The following is an 18,476-nucleotide window of genomic DNA, read 5'->3' on the forward strand; positions in this document are numbered from 1 at the left end:
GCAGCAATGACAGATCCATACCGCGATACCATCGCCACTATGGACCGTTCGGTTTATGACCGTTTGGTCGACGCCCTGGCAACGGGCCGTTGGCCCGATGGTAAAGCCGTCACGGCAAGTCAGCGAGAGCATGCCATGGGCGCGGTCATCGCCTGGGGTGAGCTGCACCTGCCCGAGGCCGATCGTATCGGCTTTATCGACAAAGGACACAAGGGCGGTGGTCGCGAACAGGATGTACAACCGCTGACGCTACAGGGCGAGAGCAAGTGATGACCGCCGCGGTTGGTGCCATCCGAAAAATGCGGACAGAGCTTGCGAGCCCCGTGAATTACAGTTTCGTCGCAGGCGACTCGCTACTGCCACTGAAAGACGCCATCGGTCTTCCCATTAGCATTGTGTTTACCGGGGTTATCAACTGTGTGCACTGCAATCGAGTGACCAAGAAGAGCTTTAACCAGGGGTATTGCTACCCCTGTTTTCGGAAGTTGGCGCAATGTGACAGCTGTATTGTCAGTCCTGAGAAATGTCATTTTGATGCCGGTACCTGCCGCGAGCCAGAGTGGGGTGAGGCCAACTGCAATATCGAGCACATCGTTTATCTCGCCAATACTTCGGGCATAAAAGTGGGTATTACCCGAGGTACTCAAGTGCCGACGCGCTGGATCGATCAGGGGGCAACCCAGGCGCTGCCCATCGCGCGCGTGGCAACCCGAAAGCAATCTGGTTTGCTGGAAGTGGCGATTGGCCAGCATGTCAGCGATAAAACCGCGTGGCAGCGAATGTTAAAAGGCAATCAGGATGACCTGGACCTCGGTGCCATCCGCGATGAGTTGATCGGGCAGTGTGAGCGCGAATTGCGCACCCTACAGAGTGATTTTGGCCTGCAGTCCATTCAGATTATCGATAACGCCGAGGTTCAGCAGATCGCGTATCCGGTGCTCGAGTGGCCCGTCAAAGTAAAGGCTCACAACCTGGATAAACAGCCCGAGGTATTTGGCACGTTGCTGGGTATTAAGGGGCAATATCTGATGCTCGATACCGGCGTAATCAATATTCGCAAGTACGGAGGATACAACGTGGAATTCAAGGTCGGATCGGTATGAGAGACGGAGTACCGCAAACGATTTTTCGTAAAGACTACCGGGCACCGGATTTTTCGGTGGAACAGATTGACCTCTATTTTGATATTCGCGCAGGTTACACCACGGTACGCGCCACCCTGGATATGGTCAGAGCCGTGCCTGGGCACGCGCCACTGGTCCTCGATGGTGTTGAATTGGTGCTTGAATCGGTGGCCATCGATGGGGTGTCACTCGCCGAATCTGACTATTCCGTCACGCCTGAGACACTGGTAATTTCGAAGGTTCCGGATCGGTTCAAGCTCGAGACTCAGGTTCGGATCGCGCCCGAGACCAATACCTCGCTCGAGGGTCTCTATCGCTCCCAGAGCAGTTACAGCACGCAATGCGAGGCCGAAGGCTTTCGCAAGATCACGTATTATCCTGATCGCCCCGACGTGCTCGCGCTGTTTAATGTGACGATTGAAGCGGACCGGGAAGCCTGCCCGGTGCTTCTCAGTAACGGTAATTTGATCGACAGTGGTGTCCTGGATAATAGACGACACCGGGCGGTGTGGCAGGATCCGTGGCCCAAGCCCAGCTATCTTTTTGCGCTGGTGGCGGGTGATCTTGCCTGTGTCGAAGACACCTTTGTCACACGGTCGGGAAAGCCCGTGGCGTTACGCGTTTATGTCGAAGAAAAAGACCGCGACTTTTGTGCCCATGCCATCGAGTCGCTGAAACGATCAATGCGCTGGGATGAGGAAGTCTACGGTCTTGAGTACGATCTCGAGCTGTTCAACATTGTTGCCGTTGATGACTTCAATATGGGCGCGATGGAAAACAAGAGCCTCAATATCTTCAATACTTCGTGTGTTCTCGCGAGTCCGGACATCACTACGGACGCGGGTTATCAACGTATCGAATCGATTGTGGCCCACGAATATTTCCACAATTTTTCCGGCAATCGGGTGACCTGCCGCGATTGGTTCCAGTTATCGCTGAAAGAGGGTTTTACGGTCTTTCGCGACGCGGAATTCACCTCGGACATGCATTCTCGCGGCGTGAAGCGCGTTGAAGATGTCGCTTTTCTCAGAGCGCATCAATTTGCGGAAGACGCCGGACCGCTCGCGCACCCCGTTCGACCCGACTCCTTCATCGAGATTTCCAACTTCTACACAACCACGGTGTACGAGAAGGGCGCCGAGGTGGTCAGAATGCTGCACACCTTGCTTGGCGCCGAGGTATTCCAAAGGGGCGCCACCCATTATTTTGAAACCTATGACGGGCAGGCCGTCACCTGTGATGATTTTGTAGATGCGATGGAAGTGGCATCGGGGCGTGATCTCTCTCAATTTCGTCGCTGGTATTCCCAACCCGGGACACCGTTGCTGACTGTAACGGGAGATTACGACGGCGATTCGTCACGCTACCGTCTCACCGTTGAACAGAGTAATCCAGCCGTGGGGGTCGCCTCCGAGGTGGGGCCGCTGCATATGCCATTGGCGCTCGGTCTGGTGGTCGATGGAGCGCCGATGACGATGCCCTCCGGCGCCACGACAGCCGTGGTGGAACTCACCGAGCCGCGGCAAACGTTTGTCTTCGACGGAGTTGAGAGTGAGCCTGTGCCCGCGTTACTGCGGGGCTTCTCTGCACCGGTGCGAGTGTCTCCCGAGCCGGATATCGACCAACTCCGCGTGCTCATGGCGGCCGATGACGACCCCTTCGTCCGCTGGGACGCGGCCCAGAGTTATGCGGCACAGTTAATGGAAGCCACGGTCGCAGACGACGAATCGGAGAGCGCTTTCCTCGATGCTTACGGTCAGGTCATGGCGTCCGACCTTGATCCCGCCATGAAGGCGCAGACCTTGATCCTGCCGAGTGAGGATTATCTCGCTGATCGGGCGGCGCAGCGTGGGCTGGTCGATGTTCACAGTATTCATGAGCGCAGAGAGCGGTTGAAGCAAATGATTGCGCGATCATTCGCAGAGGAATGGAGCGAGTGGTTTGCTCGTTATGCGGTAACGGCGGCTTACGAGCCTTCCGCTGAACAGATCGGTCATCGGGCATTGCGGCATCTCGCTGCAGATTATCTCTGCTACACCGATGCTATCGATTTGGAGTTCGCCGAACACCTATACGCCCACGCCGACAATCTTACCGATCGTCTCGCCGCTGCACGCTGCCTCATCAATCATGGTAGTGACCTCCAGCGCGAGCGCATGGTCGAGCGCTTTTATGAGGACTGGAAGCAGCAGGCCCTCGTCGTTAACGCGTGGCTGAGTCTGCAGGCAACTCGACCCCATGACGACGCCGTTGAAACGGTCGCTCAGCTGCGCAATCATCCCGCCTTTGATTGGCGCAATCCCAATAAGTTGCGGTCGCTGGTAGGGGCGATGGCAGGCCGCAATGCCATCGCATTCCACCGGGCCGACGGGGCGGGGTATACACTGCTGACCGATACGGTCATCGCTATTCAAAAAGCGAACCCCCAGATGGCTGCGGGTATGCTCTCGCCGCTGACGCGATTCCGTCGCTATGCCCACGGAGTCGACCTCATGCGAGGCCAGCTTGAGCGTGTGGCCGCGATTGACGATTTATCGAGGGACGTTTTTGAGGTGGTGCAGCGCACACTCGATGGCCATTGATCCCCGCGTGAGCCGCACCGAATTCGCTGCTTTACGGTAACCCCTGTGTTTTTAGCTGCGCTCTAAGTCAGGTGGGATAAAGGCTGTAGCGTGAATCCGAACCGTTATCTGCGGGTGCTCTTTCGTCACGGATCGCCGCGAAGAGCGCTTGTCCGCTCCAGTCGTCGTCGCCAACTCGGTAGAGTGCCGCATCCAGCGCCCGCAGCTGCTCCTGAACGTTAGGGGAGCAGCGTCGACCCACTTCGGCAAGCGTCGCCGGCGCGCCATCGCCAAAGTGATCCTGACTCCATTTCAGTACCGCGGTGCGTGCGGCCTGCGTGTCATTGTTTTGGCATGCCAGGCGCAGCGCCACCAGGTTTTGTTTTGGGGTGGGGCGTGTTTTGGCGCCGGGGTTAGGCGTGGTTTTGTGCAGGTAGACAACCCATGCGCCCAACAGTAACACCAGGAACCAACCCGCGGCGGCAACGCCCTGCCACAGCAGCGTTGTGTTTTCTGCCGTTTCAGTCACTGAGGCTGCACCTTCGGTGCCGGTGGGTGTTTGGCCTGCCGGCCCCGCCACGGAGACCGATCGGCCAGGTAGACGCGCTATCTCCATTTGATCGGTCTCGGTATTCCACCAGGGGAGTTCGATCGCCGGGAGCTGCCATGATCCTGTATCGGTGCTGACCAGTGCCTCACTTTGTACGCGGAAGCCTTCAATCCCGCCGGTTACCTCGCGATCATCGATGGTTTCGGTGTCCGGGTAGAAACGTAGACCGGGGGGGGGACTGGTGTCTCCGAAACTGGTCAGCGGCGGAATCTGGCTGCCCTGTAGTCCGCGGGCGACGATCTCGATCGTACGGGTGGTCGAGTCGCCCACCGAGAGGCTTCCCGGATTGCTCGACCAGTTTTCCCTGAGCTCGAGTGCGCTCGCGGGTAGCCAGACGTCTCCGGTAAACGCGGTGGGTACGGGCTTGACGGCCACCCTAATCGGGGTGGTCTCAAGCAGCGTTCGATTACCGAGTCTGGCCCCCAGAAGTGATCGTCCCGGAATCAGCTCCCGGCCGCTGAAAGTGATCGGGGGAATCTCCAGCGAACCACTTTTTTGCGGGAAGATGGCGTAACGCAACTCGGTAACCTGCCACAGTCGTCCGCTTTGACGACGTTGAAACGAGCGTTGCTCGAGTTGCTCCACCACGGCGTCGGGAATGTTCAATTCCGATACGGTACGGGCATCGAGATTGACCGACTGCGCGAGGGTCACGGTCAGTATGACCTGCTGCTGGACATAAGCCTCGTCGAGATCGACCTGGGCACTAAACTGCACCCGCGCGTCATCGGTAGCTGTGACCTGTCGCGGCTTGACCTTGATGGCAATAGGGGTGGTTTGCCGTCCCCCTGCGCTAAATGAGGGGATGACCATCAGCCCTTCGCGCAGGGGTTCCATTTCAATTTCCAGCGTGCGTATGACGCTACCACTGCCATTGATCAAGCTGGCGTTTGTGGAGCTGGAGCGCTGCAACAACACAAAGTTTGCAGAGAGCGGGGTCAGGTCGACATCGTCGGGATCTTCACCATCATCGCCGCGCAGAGTCAGTCGAAGTGTCTCACCGAGAGCAACCTCGCGACGGTCGACTTCTGCTGATAATCTCGCATCCACGGGAGCGGTGACAAGAATAAGCAGCAGAACCACTAAGCCCTTACCAGCGAATATCTTCATCGGGTTCTTCACCATTCCTGAGTCGTTTAATCGTTTCGTAACGAAATTTATTGCGCAACAAACCTGAGGGGTCGTCAGGGACGCGTCGCAACCACTGTTCCAAAGCCTGCTGTTCTTCCAGCGCTTCATCAAAGCGCGTCATTTGCGCCTGGGTCTGGCGCTCGAGTTCAGCGCGCATATCGTCGGATTGCTCGGCGGCGCGCGCATTCTGGGTATTGGCCTCAGCGCGTTCCTCATCCTGCGAATCGGCGTCGCTCGGGTCTTGTCCCGAATCCCCGGATGACTCTTCCTGCTGCCCGTCAGACTGTTGCGACTGGGAATTATCGGCCGAGGGGTCAGCTTCAGATTCACCCTCCTGGCCCTGTTGTTCGTTGTTGCCCTCGGTCCCCGCTTCCTGCTCACCGGATTCGGGCTGCTGCTGCGACTGCTCGCTGTCGTCGCCGCTATCACCGTCCTGTCCCTGTTCCTGTTCCTGATTCTGGCCCTGCTGTTGCTGTTCTTCTTGTTGTTTCAGTAGTTGTTCGACGATATCGCGATTCTTCAGGGCGTCGGGTGCATCGGGATGTAGGGCGAGGCTTTTGTCATAGGCGGCGATGGCACCGGGAAAATCGCCTGCGTTGGCGAGGGCGTTGCCGAGGTTGTAGAAATCATCGGCATTGTCCCCGTTGCCAAAGCGTTCGGCGGCTGCCTCATAATCCTCTGCTTCATAGTGTGCCGCAGCCTTCCATTGCTCGTTGGCAAATAGATTTGCCGCACGCTCGGCGTCACCGGATTGCAGCGCCCGCTGACCCTGCTGATCGGCAGTGAGCCACCAGTTACTGAGATCGACCGCCTGGGCGGGTGTAGGGTTGATCAACGCAGTGGCGACAAGCGCGAGCGGGGCCAATTGCAGTAAGCCGCGCCTGAATAGGGGCAGGGTGCCTGCCAGCAGCAAGAAGATCAGCCAGTATCCCTGATCCTCCCAGGTGTCGGTTCGGCGGTCCAATGCAATATTGTTCTCGGATTCGAGAGGGGATAATGCGGTCAGGTAGTCGAGATCGCTGTCGTCGAGTGCGACATCGGAATACCTGCCGTCCAGTTCCGTCGCGATTTGGCGAAGTGCTCCAGCATCGAGGGTGGGAACGACAATCTCACCCGACTGGTCACGGACAAAGCCACTGTTTGGCCGTGGGATCGGTGCTCCCGTTGCGGTGCCAACGCCCAGGATCGACAGGCGGGCGCCTTGGTCCGAGAGGAGGCTTCTGGTGCGTTCCGTGTCGAGTTTGGGGATCTCATCGGTAATGAGTAGCAGTGTGCCGCTACTCATTCCGGCAGCGCCGAGCAGTTCCGCGGCTTTCTCGATCGCGCTTCCCGCATCGGATCCGGGAAGCGGCATGATGTCGGGGGACAGAACGGGGAGCAGATTCTCGATGGTTCGCACGTCATCGGTGAGTGGCGCGACCACATGGGCATCGCCCGCATAGGCGACCAACCCGGTGAGGCCTTCGGTGCGCCGATCCAATAGATCGAGAATCTTCTGACGGGCCCGCTGCGCCCGACTGGGTTGTACATCAGCGGCCAGCATTGACGCGCTGAGGTCGAGGATAACCACGACCGCGTTCGCGCGTTGATAGACGGGGACATCCACTTTTTGGGTACTCGGTCCCGCGATGGCCACTACCGCGATAAGCAGCAGCACTGTAATCACCGGATTCTTCCAGCGCTGGTGTGTCTGGCGTGTCTGATCGAGAACAAAGGGCAAGAGCTCGGGTGCAATGACCTTGCTCCAGGAACCCGCTTCGGTGCGTGCCCGCCAGAGCAGGCCGGCACCGAGGATCGCCGGGAGTATCAGCCATAACGCCTGTGGCCTTAGTACGGTGATAGTCTCAGCGAGCACCGGCGATGCTCCCGAAGTTAGGGCGTGAACGCCATAAAATACTGGCCAACGCGAGCGCCAATGCGGCGGAGAGTGGCAGATAGCCCAGTGCTCGCTTGGGTCGGAATGTGCTGGTGTTTTGCTCGATGGGTTCCAGCTGATCGACCACGCCATAGATCGATTGCAGCTCCGCGGGGTTTCGGGCCCGGAAGTACTCGCCTCCGGTAGCCTCGGCGATGGCATTGAGCAGGGCTTCGTCGACCTCGCCGGACCCGCCGGCTCTGGCACCGATACGGCGGCTGATACCGATGGTATAGACCTTGATGCCGGACTCAGCCGCCAGTGCGGTGGCCTCCATCGGGTCGACGGTGCTCGCGGTGTCCTGCCCGTCGGTCAGTAGTATCAGTACCCGGGACTCGGCCGGCCGCTCCCGGAGTCTTTTTATTGCCAGCCCCAGCGCATCTCCGATCGCCGTATCCTCGCCGGCGAAACCGAGTTGCGCCTCCCGAATAAACCGCGTCACCGTCGCCGTATCGAAGGTCAGCGGCGCCTGTACATAGGCGCGTGTACCGAACAGAATCAGCCCCACCCGATCACCTACCCGCTGGGAAGTAAAGTCTGAGGCGATTGCCTTTACCGCTTCTATCCGCGAAACCAGCCGCGCGCCCACCTGCATATCTTCGATTTGCATGCTGCCCGACAAATCGATGGCGAGCATCAGGTCGCGACCGCTACTGGGCAGCTCAATCGGATCGCCCACCCACTGTGGTCGTGATAATGCCAGTACCAGCAATAGCCAGATTGCCCACAGAATCCACAGCGCCGCTGACGGGCGATTACTGAGTCGACCGGTGCCCCGCTTAAGCACCTGCCAGCGGCTGGCGAAGGGGGCTCGGAGTGCGCCTTCATCGGCGGCGTTCTCACCCGCCCTAAACAGGCGAACAATGATAGGGAGGGGCAGCGCCACGAACACCCAGGGCCACAAGATCTCAAACATGGGCAGCCTTGTGCGACTTCAGCCAGCGCACACCGGCGTTAACCAGCGCGGGGTCCGCAGGCCTGGCCTCTTCTTCGTAAATGCTCGCCAGTGCCGCCAGCTCGACCGACTCGATCTTGTTGCAGGAGCGCGACAGAAAGTCGATCCAGGAGGAACCCGACAATGGCGCGACCTTATCCCGGGGAAACGCCTGCAGCGCGGCGGCCTTCAACAGGCGGTTAATGCTCGCTGTGGTCAGTGTTTGCGTCGATTCAAGCTGTCGCAGCTGCTTGATTGCCGCTCGCCGGTAGGCGGTTTGCCGGCGATGCCGTCGCCATAGCCAAACCAGCGTGCTTATACTGACAACCAGGAGTAACGACACCACCCACCATCCCACCGCGGGGGGCCACCAGCCGATAGCTTCCGGGCTGCGCAGGGGTTCGAGGTCGGCCAGGAGTTCCTCGGGGTTCATCGGTCGGGGAACACCCGTTGCAAGGCGGGCAGGGTCGGGTCGATGGTGCTCAGCTCAAGCAGCGGTATTCTTAACCCCTGCAGGGATGAGACCAGCTGTTGGTGACGGTCTCGGGCGTCTTCGGAAAACCGCCGTCTTAGTTGGGCATCGGCCGTATTGAGTGCAGTTTTGGTATTGCCATCGGTAACCACGTAGCGACCGGCTACCGGCAATTCCTGCTCCAGAGGGTCACCAATCCGGATGGCCGTGACCTGTGTGCGACGGACCAGGTGGCGGAGCCCCTCGAGCAGGGAGTCACCCTCTGTGGCGTCAAAATCACTGATAATAAAGGTGTGACTCCCGGGGCGCGCAATGCGTGAGAGCTGCCGTATGTGGTCTGCCAGGTCCTGCCCTCCTGTGCCAACGGAAGAGGGTTGCCCGTAGGCGTGAAGATGGCCAATCATCGCCAGAACACTGTTCCGGGACCGTCGTGGCCGCACGTCGTCGAAGTGGTGATCATCAAAAACCATACCCCCGACGCGCTCACCGCGGTCCAGGCCCGACCACAGGAGCAGGGACGCCGCATGGGCAGCTTGCACCGACTTGAAGCAGGTGCGTGAGCCGAACTTCATTGTCTGGCGTTGATCGACGGCGACCAGTACGGGTCGCTCGCGTTCTTCGTGGAACAGTTTGGTGTGGGCGGTGCCTGAGCGCGCGGTAACCCGCCAGTCAATCGAGCGTACGTCATCGCCTGCCGCGTACTGGCGTACTTCATCAAACTCGACCCCTCGGCCTCGCTGGTTGGATCGTTTTGAGCCGGCGAGGTGCGCCAGTGTGCGACCCCCTGCGGTGACATTGATAAATCGCGCGGCGAATCGCAGGGCGATGAGGTCTGCCACCTCTGCCAGCGCGCCGCGTGGAGCTTGATCGACCCTGGGGTGCATCAGCCCATTAACCGACAGGTACTTGCTCGAGTAATCGGGCGACCGCGGCATCTCGGGTGACACCGGCGGCCTCCGCTTCAAACGAAATAATCAGGCGGTGCTTGAGGCAGTCCGGCGCTACCAGCTGCACATCGTCCGGGCTTACGTAATCCCGGCCGTGGAGAAAGGCACTGGCCCGGGCGCAGCGATCCAGCGCGATGGTGGCGCGGGGGCTGGCACCGTACTCGAGCCAGCTGGACAATTCGCCATCGTAGGCGCCCGGTTCTCGTGTTGCCATGACCAGCTGGACGATGTACTCCTCGACCGCCGGCGCCATGTGGAGCCCGAGTACTGCTTTTCGCGCTTCGATGATGGCGGCCTGCGACAACTCGGCGGGGGTATCGAGGACGTCCCCACTGGCCTCATCCCGCACCAGGCGAAGAATGGCCATCTCCGCCGCGGCGTCTGGGTAGGACACGTTGACCTGCATTAGGAAGCGGTCTAACTGGGCCTCGGGTAGCGGGTAGGTGCCTTCCTGCTCGATGGGGTTTTGTGTTGCCATTACCAGAAACAGCGGCGGTAAGGGGTAGGTGCGGCTGCCGATACTGACCTGGCGCTCGGCCATGGCTTCGAGCAGGGCGGATTGTACCTTCGCGGGTGCTCGATTGATTTCGTCGGCCAAAATCAGATTGTTGAATATCGGGCCCTCCTGAAACTCGAAGGTTCCCTGCTGTGGGCGAAAGATATCGGTACCCGTAATGTCGCCCGGCAGGAGGTCCGGCGTAAACTGGATGCGGTGGAAGCTGCCCTCAATGCCGTCGGCCATTTGCTTGATTGCACGGGTTTTCGCCAGTCCCGGTGCCCCCTCTACCAGAAGGTGACCGTCGGCGAGCAGCGCAATGAGGAGTTTGTGGATCAAATCCTGCTGGCCAATGATCTGGCTGTCGAGCCAGCGTTCCAGTTGTTGCAATGGTTCGTGATTCACAGAAAAACCCAGTGGAGGTGTCCGGTAACTATGGTGCCTTTTCGGACAAAAACAACCCCGCCCGAGTTCCCGGGCAGGGTGCCTGAATAATCAAAAGTGTGGGTGATTGGTGCCTGTCGGCACCGTTGTCAGATCAGAAGCCTGACAATTTGTGGCAAGCGGTGGCGCCGTTCAGTCCGTCCCATTGGTCGGTGCGTCCCTCCCGCCAGCCCATCAGCCAGTTTTCCCGATGCAGACCATCGGAATGGGGGCAGAGCTCGCTGCTCTTTCGAGTCAGGCCGGCCTGGTAACCGCGCTCGTAGGCGCGTTGATTCATATCTCGCTTGTGTCGCTTCATAAACTCTCCACTGTAAAAAGAATGCGCAACAGGTAGCAGTGCACGTGGCAATGCATCCCGTGGGCGCATGACTGTGTTGATTTCTTGAGTGTTGCAACGGAGCGGCTGACCCGGGGGGCAGCAATGGGGAAGCTTGCGTAGTGTGGCGCGTTGGTCGGACGGTGCCTGAGGCAACCGCTCGAAAGACGCGCCCACTCGCTGATGAGTGGCTCGCACACCCCAAATAGACCAGATTGCGGCGCGCTTGTCGAAAAACCTTTTGTTCTAACTCCGAGTCCGGGTGGCGAAAAAGGGAATATGGGGTGAAGAATCGCTCGTAGACCCCTACCTGTTTCGTCACAAATTTGTCACAGATTGGCAATGTCTCTTTAACAATCGCGGCTTATGGTGCCCGCATTGACCGATTCGCAGGGAGTGTCGTTTTGCCGCAAGCACGGGTACCGTATTTCGATCGAGAGGCGCAGCCTCTGCTGACCTGTGCGCTTTTTGCCGTGAGCCTGCTGAGTCCACTGAGCGCGTGGGCAGACGATGAACTGATGCTCTATGTGCTCGACGGCGGCACACCTGTAGACGGGGTTGAAGTCAGCATTGATGGCCAATCGGTGGGCGAGACATCGCGGGACGGCGCTTTGGTAGCAGACCTGAGCGGCACCGAAGCTGGTGCGATGATGACCTTCTCTGACGGCGAGACCTACCCCCTGCGCCTGACCTATGGGCCGGCACAGTTGGTCGATGTCATTTTTGACCGAAACGAGCCTGCGAACCCCCGCATTGAAAGCTATGCCCGGGTGGAAGGAGCCGAGCAGCGTCGAGATGCGGCTCCCGGTAGCCTCGAGGTGGTTGTGCTGGAGGGCGATCGTCCTGCCGCCAATCAGTTGGTGGTTATTTCCAATGGTGGGGGAGGGGTTGCGACCAATACCCAGGGTCGGGCCCAGCGGGAGTTACCTCGGGGCCTGTATCGGCTGACCGTGGGTGATATCCGGGAGTCTGTGCGAGTGGTTGCCGGAATTAGCAGCCAGGTGGTCATCCGTTTGCCCGGGCGTGAAGGCATTGCGTTGGATATTGGTGCCCCGGAGATCGAAGAGGTGTTCGTTACGGCCACCTTTGACCCCAGTGGGTTCGAGGTCAGCGAGCGCGATACCAGCAATATCGTCGATACGATCGGTGTCGAAATGCTGACCCGCTTCTCGGATTCGGACGTGGCCGCGTCGGTTGTACGAGTACCGGGTATCTCGGTTCAGGACGACAAGTTTGTGTTTATTCGTGGGTTGGGTGGTCGTTATATTTCATCGACATTGAACAATGCGACCATGCCATCCACGAACCCCTCGAGACGTACGGTTCCACTCGATCTGTTCCCCTCCAATTTTGTCAATCAGCTCGATATCAAAAAAACGTTTCTTGCGTATATGCCGGGTGAGTCGACGGGCGGCAATCTGGTGATCAACACCAAGACTTTTCCTGATGAGCGCGGTGGTAGCGTTAACGTTTCCCTGGGAGGAACGTCGGATTTTACGGGGAAAACAACATTCGTCGATCCGTTGGAGGATGACTTCGACTGGCTTGGTTGGGACGCTGGCAACCGCTCCGAGGATGGTGGTGTGGCCGCCATTGCAACGCTGCTGGACTCGGGGTTTGCGACGGATACGACTACCGGCGAGACCTTCGCGCTGAATGATCCCATCAAAGGTGAGCTCGCTCGCGTTGGCGCCATCCTGATCAAGGATGGTTTCGATCTCCATACGGCCAGTGTGAAGCCCGATGTCGGTTTGGGCGCCAATTACGGTGATCTGTTCTATCTGGATAACTCCGAGCTCGGATTCTACGCCGCCGTCAATTACTCCAACCAATGGTCCAAGCGCGATGAGGGTGAGCGCAACAGCTACACGCCGACCCTCGATTTGCTGGACAACTTTGTATTTCAGCGCTCATCCAATTCGGTCGAGACCAGTGGGCTCTTCTCAGTGGGCTGGAACGTCGGTAACAGCACCCTGGAGTGGAATAATGTGCTTTCCCGCGTCAGTGAAAGTCAGATCGAGCGTTTTGTCGGTGAGGAGGGCGATGAGCGCCAGTCGGTGTACCGTCAAACAACTCAGTGGGAAGAGCGTCAATACATTTCTTCACAGCTCCTGGGCTCACACTTTCTCAATGAGGACGGATCACTCTTTGGTGAGTGGCAATTTACTGCGAGCCAGGCCGATCGCTATGCACCGGATCGACGGGAAGTGGAGTTTCGGGCCTCCCAGTCCCAGACCGATGCCGATGCGCTGAAGCAGGGCTTTGAGTTTCAGAAAACCAACGATCAGCAGACCGTGCCCCTCGCGGGCTTTTTCATCGAACCCAACGTCATTCTCCGGCGCTACGACGAATTGACCGATAACAACTTCGACGGTTCATTTGATATTACCTGGGACGCCTACGACGATGGAGGGAGCTTCGGCGTCTTGCAGGCGGGCGTGCAGGCGATCTATCGGGAGCGTGATTCGGAAAGTAACTCCTACGGATTCAACATCAACCAGGCCCGTGATGATTTGCTCGCGTCCGATAATCTGCTCGTCTCCGATGTCATCTACGTCTGTGGCGAAGGCAATGGTGCGGTGAGCTGCCCGGAGGGAGCCGAGGGAGGTATCGCCGATGATCCCGACGATGGTTTTGTCTTTGATGATAAAACCCTGGCCTCCGACAGTTACGAGGCCGAGCTGACCTACACCAGCGCCTACGCGTCCTACGACCACACCATCAACAATACCTGGCAGGTCATTGCCGGAACGCGCTACGAGATTTACGACCAGACGACGGAAACGTTCTCGCTCCAGGGCGCCCAGGAGGCCGTCGAGTCGACGATAGACGAGGCGAGCATTCTGCCTTCGCTGGGTATCAACTGGTTTTACTCCGACAACCAACAGCTGCGATTTGCGGTGTCAAAAACAGTAGCGAGGCCGGACTTTAAAGAGGCGGCGAATGCCACTTTTTATGACAATGAATTCAACTTCCGGATTCGTGGCAATCCGTTTCTTGAGATTTCCGACATCGTCAACGTGGATTTGCGCTGGGAATGGTATTCGGATGAGAACGAGCAGGACAATTTGTCCATCGCGGCTTTTTACAAGGATATGGAGAAGCCGATCGAGCGGGTGGTTCAGCCCGCGTCGGGAACTGCCGGTAACTCCCGCACCTTCCAGAATTCTGACAGCGCGGAATTGCTGGGTGTTGAGGTCGAGGGTCGTCGCGAATTCAATCTTACCGACGACTACAACAACACCCTGTTTGTTTCCTTCAATGCCGCCTGGATTGATTCTGAAGTGACTGCCGATAACCAGGACGCGCGAGCATTACAGGGCCAGCCCGAATACACGGCCAATTTGGTCCTCGGTTACGACAACTTCAGTTCTGGCCATCAGCTCACGCTGCTCTATAACGAAAACGGAGAGTCTATTGCCGATGTGGGTGTCTCGGGTGCGCCCGATGTCATCTTCGAGCCGAGGGGCGAGCTCAATCTGGTGTATCGCTATACCGGATTTGAGCCGGCGACGATTCGCGCCCGAATTCAGAACGTACTCAACGAACCAGTCGAGTACACACAGGGCGGCAATGTGTTTCAGAAGTTTGAAAAAGGTATGACTTTCCAGCTCGGTTTGCGCTGGCAGTTTTGATTTTTTAACGGCTACGATTTTCCCACAGTAGGAGAAAGGTAATGAAGACGCAGTTTATTTCGATGGCAATAGCACTACTGGTGCTGACCGCAATCAGCGGGTGCTCCGACGGTGATAACACCACTATCACTATTGAGGCGCCTACCGATGAAAGCGTCGATTCTGGCGGTGGTGACATCATTGGTGGAGACAATAATAGCGGTGGCGATGATGGTGATGGTCCCAGCGGCGTCGCCTGCCCTGAAGGCACCAGTGAAGTGGCCACCGATGTCTGTCAGTTGCCCGAGGTGGTCTCGGCGGACCTGACCCTCGTCGCCGGTAATACCTACTTGCTCAATGGCCGAGTCACGGTGGGTAACGGTAACGGTCAGCTCGGGGACGATGGCAATCTGCTCGATGGCACTCCTGTTCAGAGCATCACTCTGACAATTGAACCGGGGGTTCAGATTGAGGCGGTTAGCGGGACCTTTGCCAATCTCATCATCACCCGTGGCAGTCAGATTGATGCCCAGGGCACAGCCGACGCGCCCATCGTTTTCAGCTCTACTGACGATGGCTTCGATGGCTCTGGCGAGTGGGGTGGTCTTATCCTGCACGGCTATGCGCCACACAACGAATGCACTGCCGGCGGTGCGATCTGCAACATCGACTCCGAAGGGGAGAGCGGTTTTGCTGGTGGTTACGATCCCGAGGACTCGAGTGGTGTACTGGCCTACGTTATTGTTGTTGAGGGCGGCTTTGAGTTCTCACCGGGCAACGAGATCAATGGCATTTCGCTGATTGGTGTGGGCGCTGGCACCGATATGAGCCACATCGCTATCGGTGGAAACTCCGATGACGGTATTGAGTTCTATGGCGGCACCGTGAATGTGAAGCACCTGCTGCTGGTGAACAACCTCGATGACTCCCTCGACTGGGACGAAGGGTTCCAGGGTAACCTGCAGTATGTACTGGTGATCCAGTCCAGCTCAGGCGGCGGTGAGGCGTTTGAAATGGACACACAAGGGACCGATCTGTTCCTGTCCAAGCCCACTCTGGCCAACGTCACCGTAATCGCGGACAAGCGCGAGGGCGATGATCCGTTCATCTTCAACTTCAAGGCGGGCTCCGGCGGGTTTTTCCACAATACGGTTGTCACTGTTGCCGAGGGCAATGCGACACCACTAACCACCTGTGTCAACGTCGACGGTGTCGACTCCGAGGCCCTGGTGGGTACGGCGCTGGTGCTCAACAACTGGATTCAGGATTGCGCGGCTGGTGATGCCGATCAAGGCACGCTATCGGGCGCGAATGTCAGTCTCGACAACGGCACGATTGCGGCGCTTCCTGCCATGCTCGGCGATCGCTACGAGTCGATGGCGGCCGAGGCGACCGGGCTCGATGCACTCGATTGGCCGGGTATCAACGGCGTGTTTACCGAGTCGGTGGCCGATCCTGACTTCCTCGACAGCACCACTTTTATTGGTGCGGTTGACCCCGATGACAGCAGCGACACATGGTACGACTTTGTCGATGGGGTCATTGCATTACCCTAGAGCCAGACCTTCGCTCGTAAGCGGCCTTAGGGCCGCTTTTTTTTGTTTTTGAGATTTTTTTTCTGTCTCTGTGATCCGGATAAAAAAAGCCGTCGTAATTGTTTGTAACTGTTGTTTTGTTGGAGCTTTTCATGGGGCACCTACAAACCGGTTCTACACCATCTTCCCCCAGATGGTATTTCTTCCCCGGCCCACAAGGCCGGGGTTTTTTTATTTCCTTTTCAAGAGTTTCTATGTCGAAAATAGCTGCAATTACACTGATGGCGCTGTTTGTCTCTGCCTGTAATTCCGTAAAGGTCAGTGATTACGCGTCAAACACCCCCAAGCTCGACCCCGAGCAGTTTTTCGATGGAAAATTGACCGCCCATGGGGTCGTTAAGAATTTTTCCGGCGAAGTCATCCGCCGCTTCAATGCAGATATTGCCGCGTGCTGGGATGATGGCGTCGGCACCCTCGACGAAGACTTTATTTTCGATGATGGCGAGAAGCAAAAGCGCATCTGGACCCTGCGCCCTGCGGGGGATGGTACCTACAACGCAACCGCCGGAGATGTCGTCGGCGAGGGTAAGGCGTCCTGGGCGGGCAACGCCATGTTCCTCAAATATGTTCTGCGGGTTCCGCTCGATGATGACACCATCGATTTGACCATCGATGATCGTATGTACCTGGTTAACGAAAACATCCTGATCAATGAGTCGATAATGACCAAGTTCGGCTTCAAGGTGGGTGAGATTGTACTCACTATTATTCGCCATCCAGGTGGTGACGCCCAGTGCACGCCAAGCTGACAGCACGCACCCTTGGCTTTGCTGGGCTCATCCCGTTCTATGCATTCCTGGCGGGAATCTACTGGTACGAGGATTACCCCAGAGCCCTCTCGGTGCAGGGTTTCGTCGTATATTCGCTGGCAATCCTGTGTTTCCTTTCCGGTTCCGTATGGGGACACGCCCGAACCCAGTCGGTAGGTGAGCAGCCGATCCGGTTGCTGGTCAGCAATGGTCTGGTGATCTTTGGGGTGGCGGCAGTATTAACCGCCCAGGCGATGATCGCGTCATTGCTGTTGATGCTCGGATTTATTGGGTTGTTGTGGTACGAGCGCAACGTCGATGGAACTGGCACATGGTATGCCGCTATGCGTACCCAATTGACGGTGGGCGTTGTTATTGCCCACCTGTTATACATAGCGCTGCACATGTCGGGGCTCTAAACACCCTAAAGCCGCGTCCTCGGTGGACTGAAAGAGATCGAAGCGTTATGGAAACTCCTCGCCGTGCCTTGATTACCGGCGCTTCTGCGGGGCTGGGGTTGGAGTTCGCCCGGCAACTTGCGGCAAAAGGTTATCACCTGGTTCTGGTGGCACGACGAGAAGACCGGCTTGAGACCATTGGTACTGCATTGGCGGCGGAATTTGGGGTCGGGGTCGAGTGCTTGGTGGCGGATCTTAGCGAGGCTGGCTCTGTTGAAAAGATTGTCAGGGAGTTGGCGCAACGGGGGCTTTCCATCGACTTCCTCGTCAATAACGCAGGCATTGCCGGCCCCAATCTGATCACCGATCGCGATTGGCCGGCACAGCGCGACTTTTTCCAGTTGATGATGACCTCCGTGGCTGAGCTTTGTCATCACCTGATCCCGCCAATGATCGAGCGGGGTTTCGGTCGGGTGGTCAACGTGGCCTCGGTCGCTGGTCGCATCGCCTTGAATGGCAGTGGAAATTACGGGCCCGCAAAGGCCTACGTCATCGCGCTGTCAGAAGAGCTCAATCTGCTGGTGGCCGACACCGGCGTCAACGTTTGTGCATTGTGTCCGGGGTATACCCACACCGATTTCCACGAGACCGCGGGCCTTGGGGAGATGAAGGCTGAGATGCCCAAATGGTTGTGGTATGACGCCGATGGCGTTGTACGAGATGGGCTTCGTGCCGTCGAGGCCGGCAAGCCTGTCATGGTATCGGGTAGACTTTATCGATGGCTCGACCCGTTTTTGCAATCGGTCTGGACGCGCTGGATGTTTCGTTTTCGAACGCGACCCGATTGATGCGGGTGCTCCGGATTTTTTGTCGGCTCATATTTCTCAGGTTGTCTCGGTATGGGTCAAAGCAATAAACAGAACGGGGCCCATGGTGATCGGCAGTATCGCGATGGCAGTTGATTCGCACATCCCGCGCAATTCCTCAAAAAACAAGAAGAGGGTTTCGTGTGCCGACGCGCGTGAAGCCTGGGTATATGGCGGTCCGCAGACGATTCGAACCCCGGAACTCTTTCGGTTCGACGGCTATAAGGATCGTTGCTTTCGACCACGTAGGACGCCCGCCGAAATTCGTCAGACGGCGAATTCGCGATCATACCCTGCAATATCG

Annotated in this window: 15 protein-coding genes; 8 read left to right on the forward strand and 7 right to left on the reverse strand. The window is 57.9% G+C overall.

The features are described from left to right. Positions 1-6: 6 nt before the first annotated feature. The 3 genes from NOR51B_RS10455 to pepN are packed head-to-tail and all read left to right on the forward strand — an operon-like array spanning position 7 to position 3,706. Positions 7-270, forward strand: coding sequence for a DUF1315 family protein (locus tag NOR51B_RS10455; RefSeq protein ID WP_040482024.1), 264 nt, complete (start codon positions 7-9; stop codon positions 268-270). After that, positions 270-1,103 carry a DUF2797 domain-containing protein gene (locus NOR51B_RS10460; protein WP_009021487.1) on the forward strand — a complete coding sequence of 278 codons (834 nt, stop codon included), beginning with the start codon at positions 270-272 and terminating at the stop codon, positions 1,101-1,103. The genes NOR51B_RS10455 and NOR51B_RS10460 overlap by 1 nt, the downstream gene beginning before the upstream one ends. Further along, the gene (pepN, locus tag NOR51B_RS10465) at positions 1,100-3,706 is read left to right on the forward strand and encodes an aminopeptidase N (RefSeq protein ID WP_009019293.1); all 2,607 of its coding nucleotides are present in this window, start codon (positions 1,100-1,102) and stop codon (positions 3,704-3,706) included. The genes NOR51B_RS10460 and pepN overlap by 4 nt, the downstream gene beginning before the upstream one ends. A gap of 67 nt (positions 3,707-3,773) precedes the next feature. Here the strand turns inward: pepN and NOR51B_RS10470 are convergent, their stop codons facing one another. The 7 genes from NOR51B_RS10470 to rmf form a co-directional block, all read right to left on the reverse strand. After that, positions 3,774-5,405, reverse strand: coding sequence for a BatD family protein (locus tag NOR51B_RS10470; RefSeq protein WP_195891491.1), 1,632 nt, complete (start codon positions 5,403-5,405; stop codon positions 3,774-3,776). Beyond that, complete coding sequence (locus NOR51B_RS10475) at positions 5,386-7,281, reverse strand: VWA domain-containing protein (RefSeq protein ID WP_009019114.1); 1,896 nt, start codon at positions 7,279-7,281, stop codon at positions 5,386-5,388. The genes NOR51B_RS10470 and NOR51B_RS10475 overlap by 20 nt, the downstream gene beginning before the upstream one ends. Then, complete coding sequence (locus NOR51B_RS10480) at positions 7,271-8,257, reverse strand: VWA domain-containing protein (RefSeq protein ID WP_009019108.1); 987 nt, start codon at positions 8,255-8,257, stop codon at positions 7,271-7,273. The genes NOR51B_RS10475 and NOR51B_RS10480 overlap by 11 nt, the downstream gene beginning before the upstream one ends. Further along, positions 8,250-8,708: a DUF4381 domain-containing protein gene (locus NOR51B_RS10485; RefSeq protein ID WP_009020484.1), complete on the reverse strand. Its 459-nt coding sequence runs from the start codon at positions 8,706-8,708 to the stop codon at positions 8,250-8,252. The genes NOR51B_RS10480 and NOR51B_RS10485 overlap by 8 nt, the downstream gene beginning before the upstream one ends. Further along, positions 8,705-9,694: a DUF58 domain-containing protein gene (locus tag NOR51B_RS10490; protein ID WP_230198451.1), complete on the reverse strand. Its 990-nt coding sequence runs from the start codon at positions 9,692-9,694 to the stop codon at positions 8,705-8,707. Before NOR51B_RS10490 ends, NOR51B_RS10485 begins: the two co-directional genes overlap by 4 nt. Beyond that, entirely contained in the window at positions 9,639-10,595 is a 957-nt protein-coding gene (locus NOR51B_RS10495; RefSeq protein WP_009021211.1) for an AAA family ATPase, read from the reverse strand. The genes NOR51B_RS10490 and NOR51B_RS10495 overlap by 56 nt, the downstream gene beginning before the upstream one ends. A 133-nt stretch (positions 10,596-10,728) precedes the next feature. Further along, entirely contained in the window at positions 10,729-10,932 is a 204-nt protein-coding gene (gene rmf / locus NOR51B_RS10500; RefSeq protein ID WP_009021463.1) for a ribosome modulation factor, read from the reverse strand. A gap of 422 nt (positions 10,933-11,354) precedes the next feature. On the opposite strand from rmf, the gene NOR51B_RS10505 reads away from it, so the two are divergent. The 5 genes from NOR51B_RS10505 (at position 11,355) to NOR51B_RS10525 (ending at position 18,154) form a co-directional block, all read left to right on the forward strand. Next, a complete protein-coding gene (locus tag NOR51B_RS10505) occupies positions 11,355-14,585 on the forward strand; it encodes a TonB-dependent receptor domain-containing protein (protein ID WP_230198452.1) in 3,231 nt (1,076 codons plus the stop codon). Positions 14,586-14,626: 41 nt separating this feature from the next. Beyond that, positions 14,627-16,120 (forward strand): hypothetical protein, encoded by a 1,494-nt coding sequence (locus tag NOR51B_RS10510; protein ID WP_009018897.1) that lies wholly within the window; start codon positions 14,627-14,629, stop codon positions 16,118-16,120. A gap of 233 nt (positions 16,121-16,353) precedes the next feature. Continuing rightward, a complete protein-coding gene (locus NOR51B_RS10515; RefSeq protein ID WP_009021393.1) occupies positions 16,354-16,908 on the forward strand; it encodes a DUF3833 domain-containing protein in 555 nt (184 codons plus the stop codon). After that, positions 16,893-17,327, forward strand: a complete 435-nt coding sequence (locus NOR51B_RS10520; RefSeq protein WP_009019860.1) for a DUF3429 domain-containing protein — start codon at positions 16,893-16,895, stop codon at positions 17,325-17,327. Before NOR51B_RS10515 ends, NOR51B_RS10520 begins: the two co-directional genes overlap by 16 nt. Before the next feature lie 47 nt (positions 17,328-17,374). Next, the gene (locus NOR51B_RS10525) at positions 17,375-18,154 is read left to right on the forward strand and encodes an SDR family NAD(P)-dependent oxidoreductase (RefSeq protein WP_040482026.1); all 780 of its coding nucleotides are present in this window, start codon (positions 17,375-17,377) and stop codon (positions 18,152-18,154) included. Positions 18,155-18,476 lie beyond the last annotated feature (322 nt).

Origin of the sequence: Luminiphilus syltensis NOR5-1B (assembly GCF_000158175.1) — a bacterium.
GTDB classification, from domain to species: domain Bacteria; phylum Pseudomonadota; class Gammaproteobacteria; order Pseudomonadales; family Halieaceae; genus Luminiphilus; species Luminiphilus syltensis.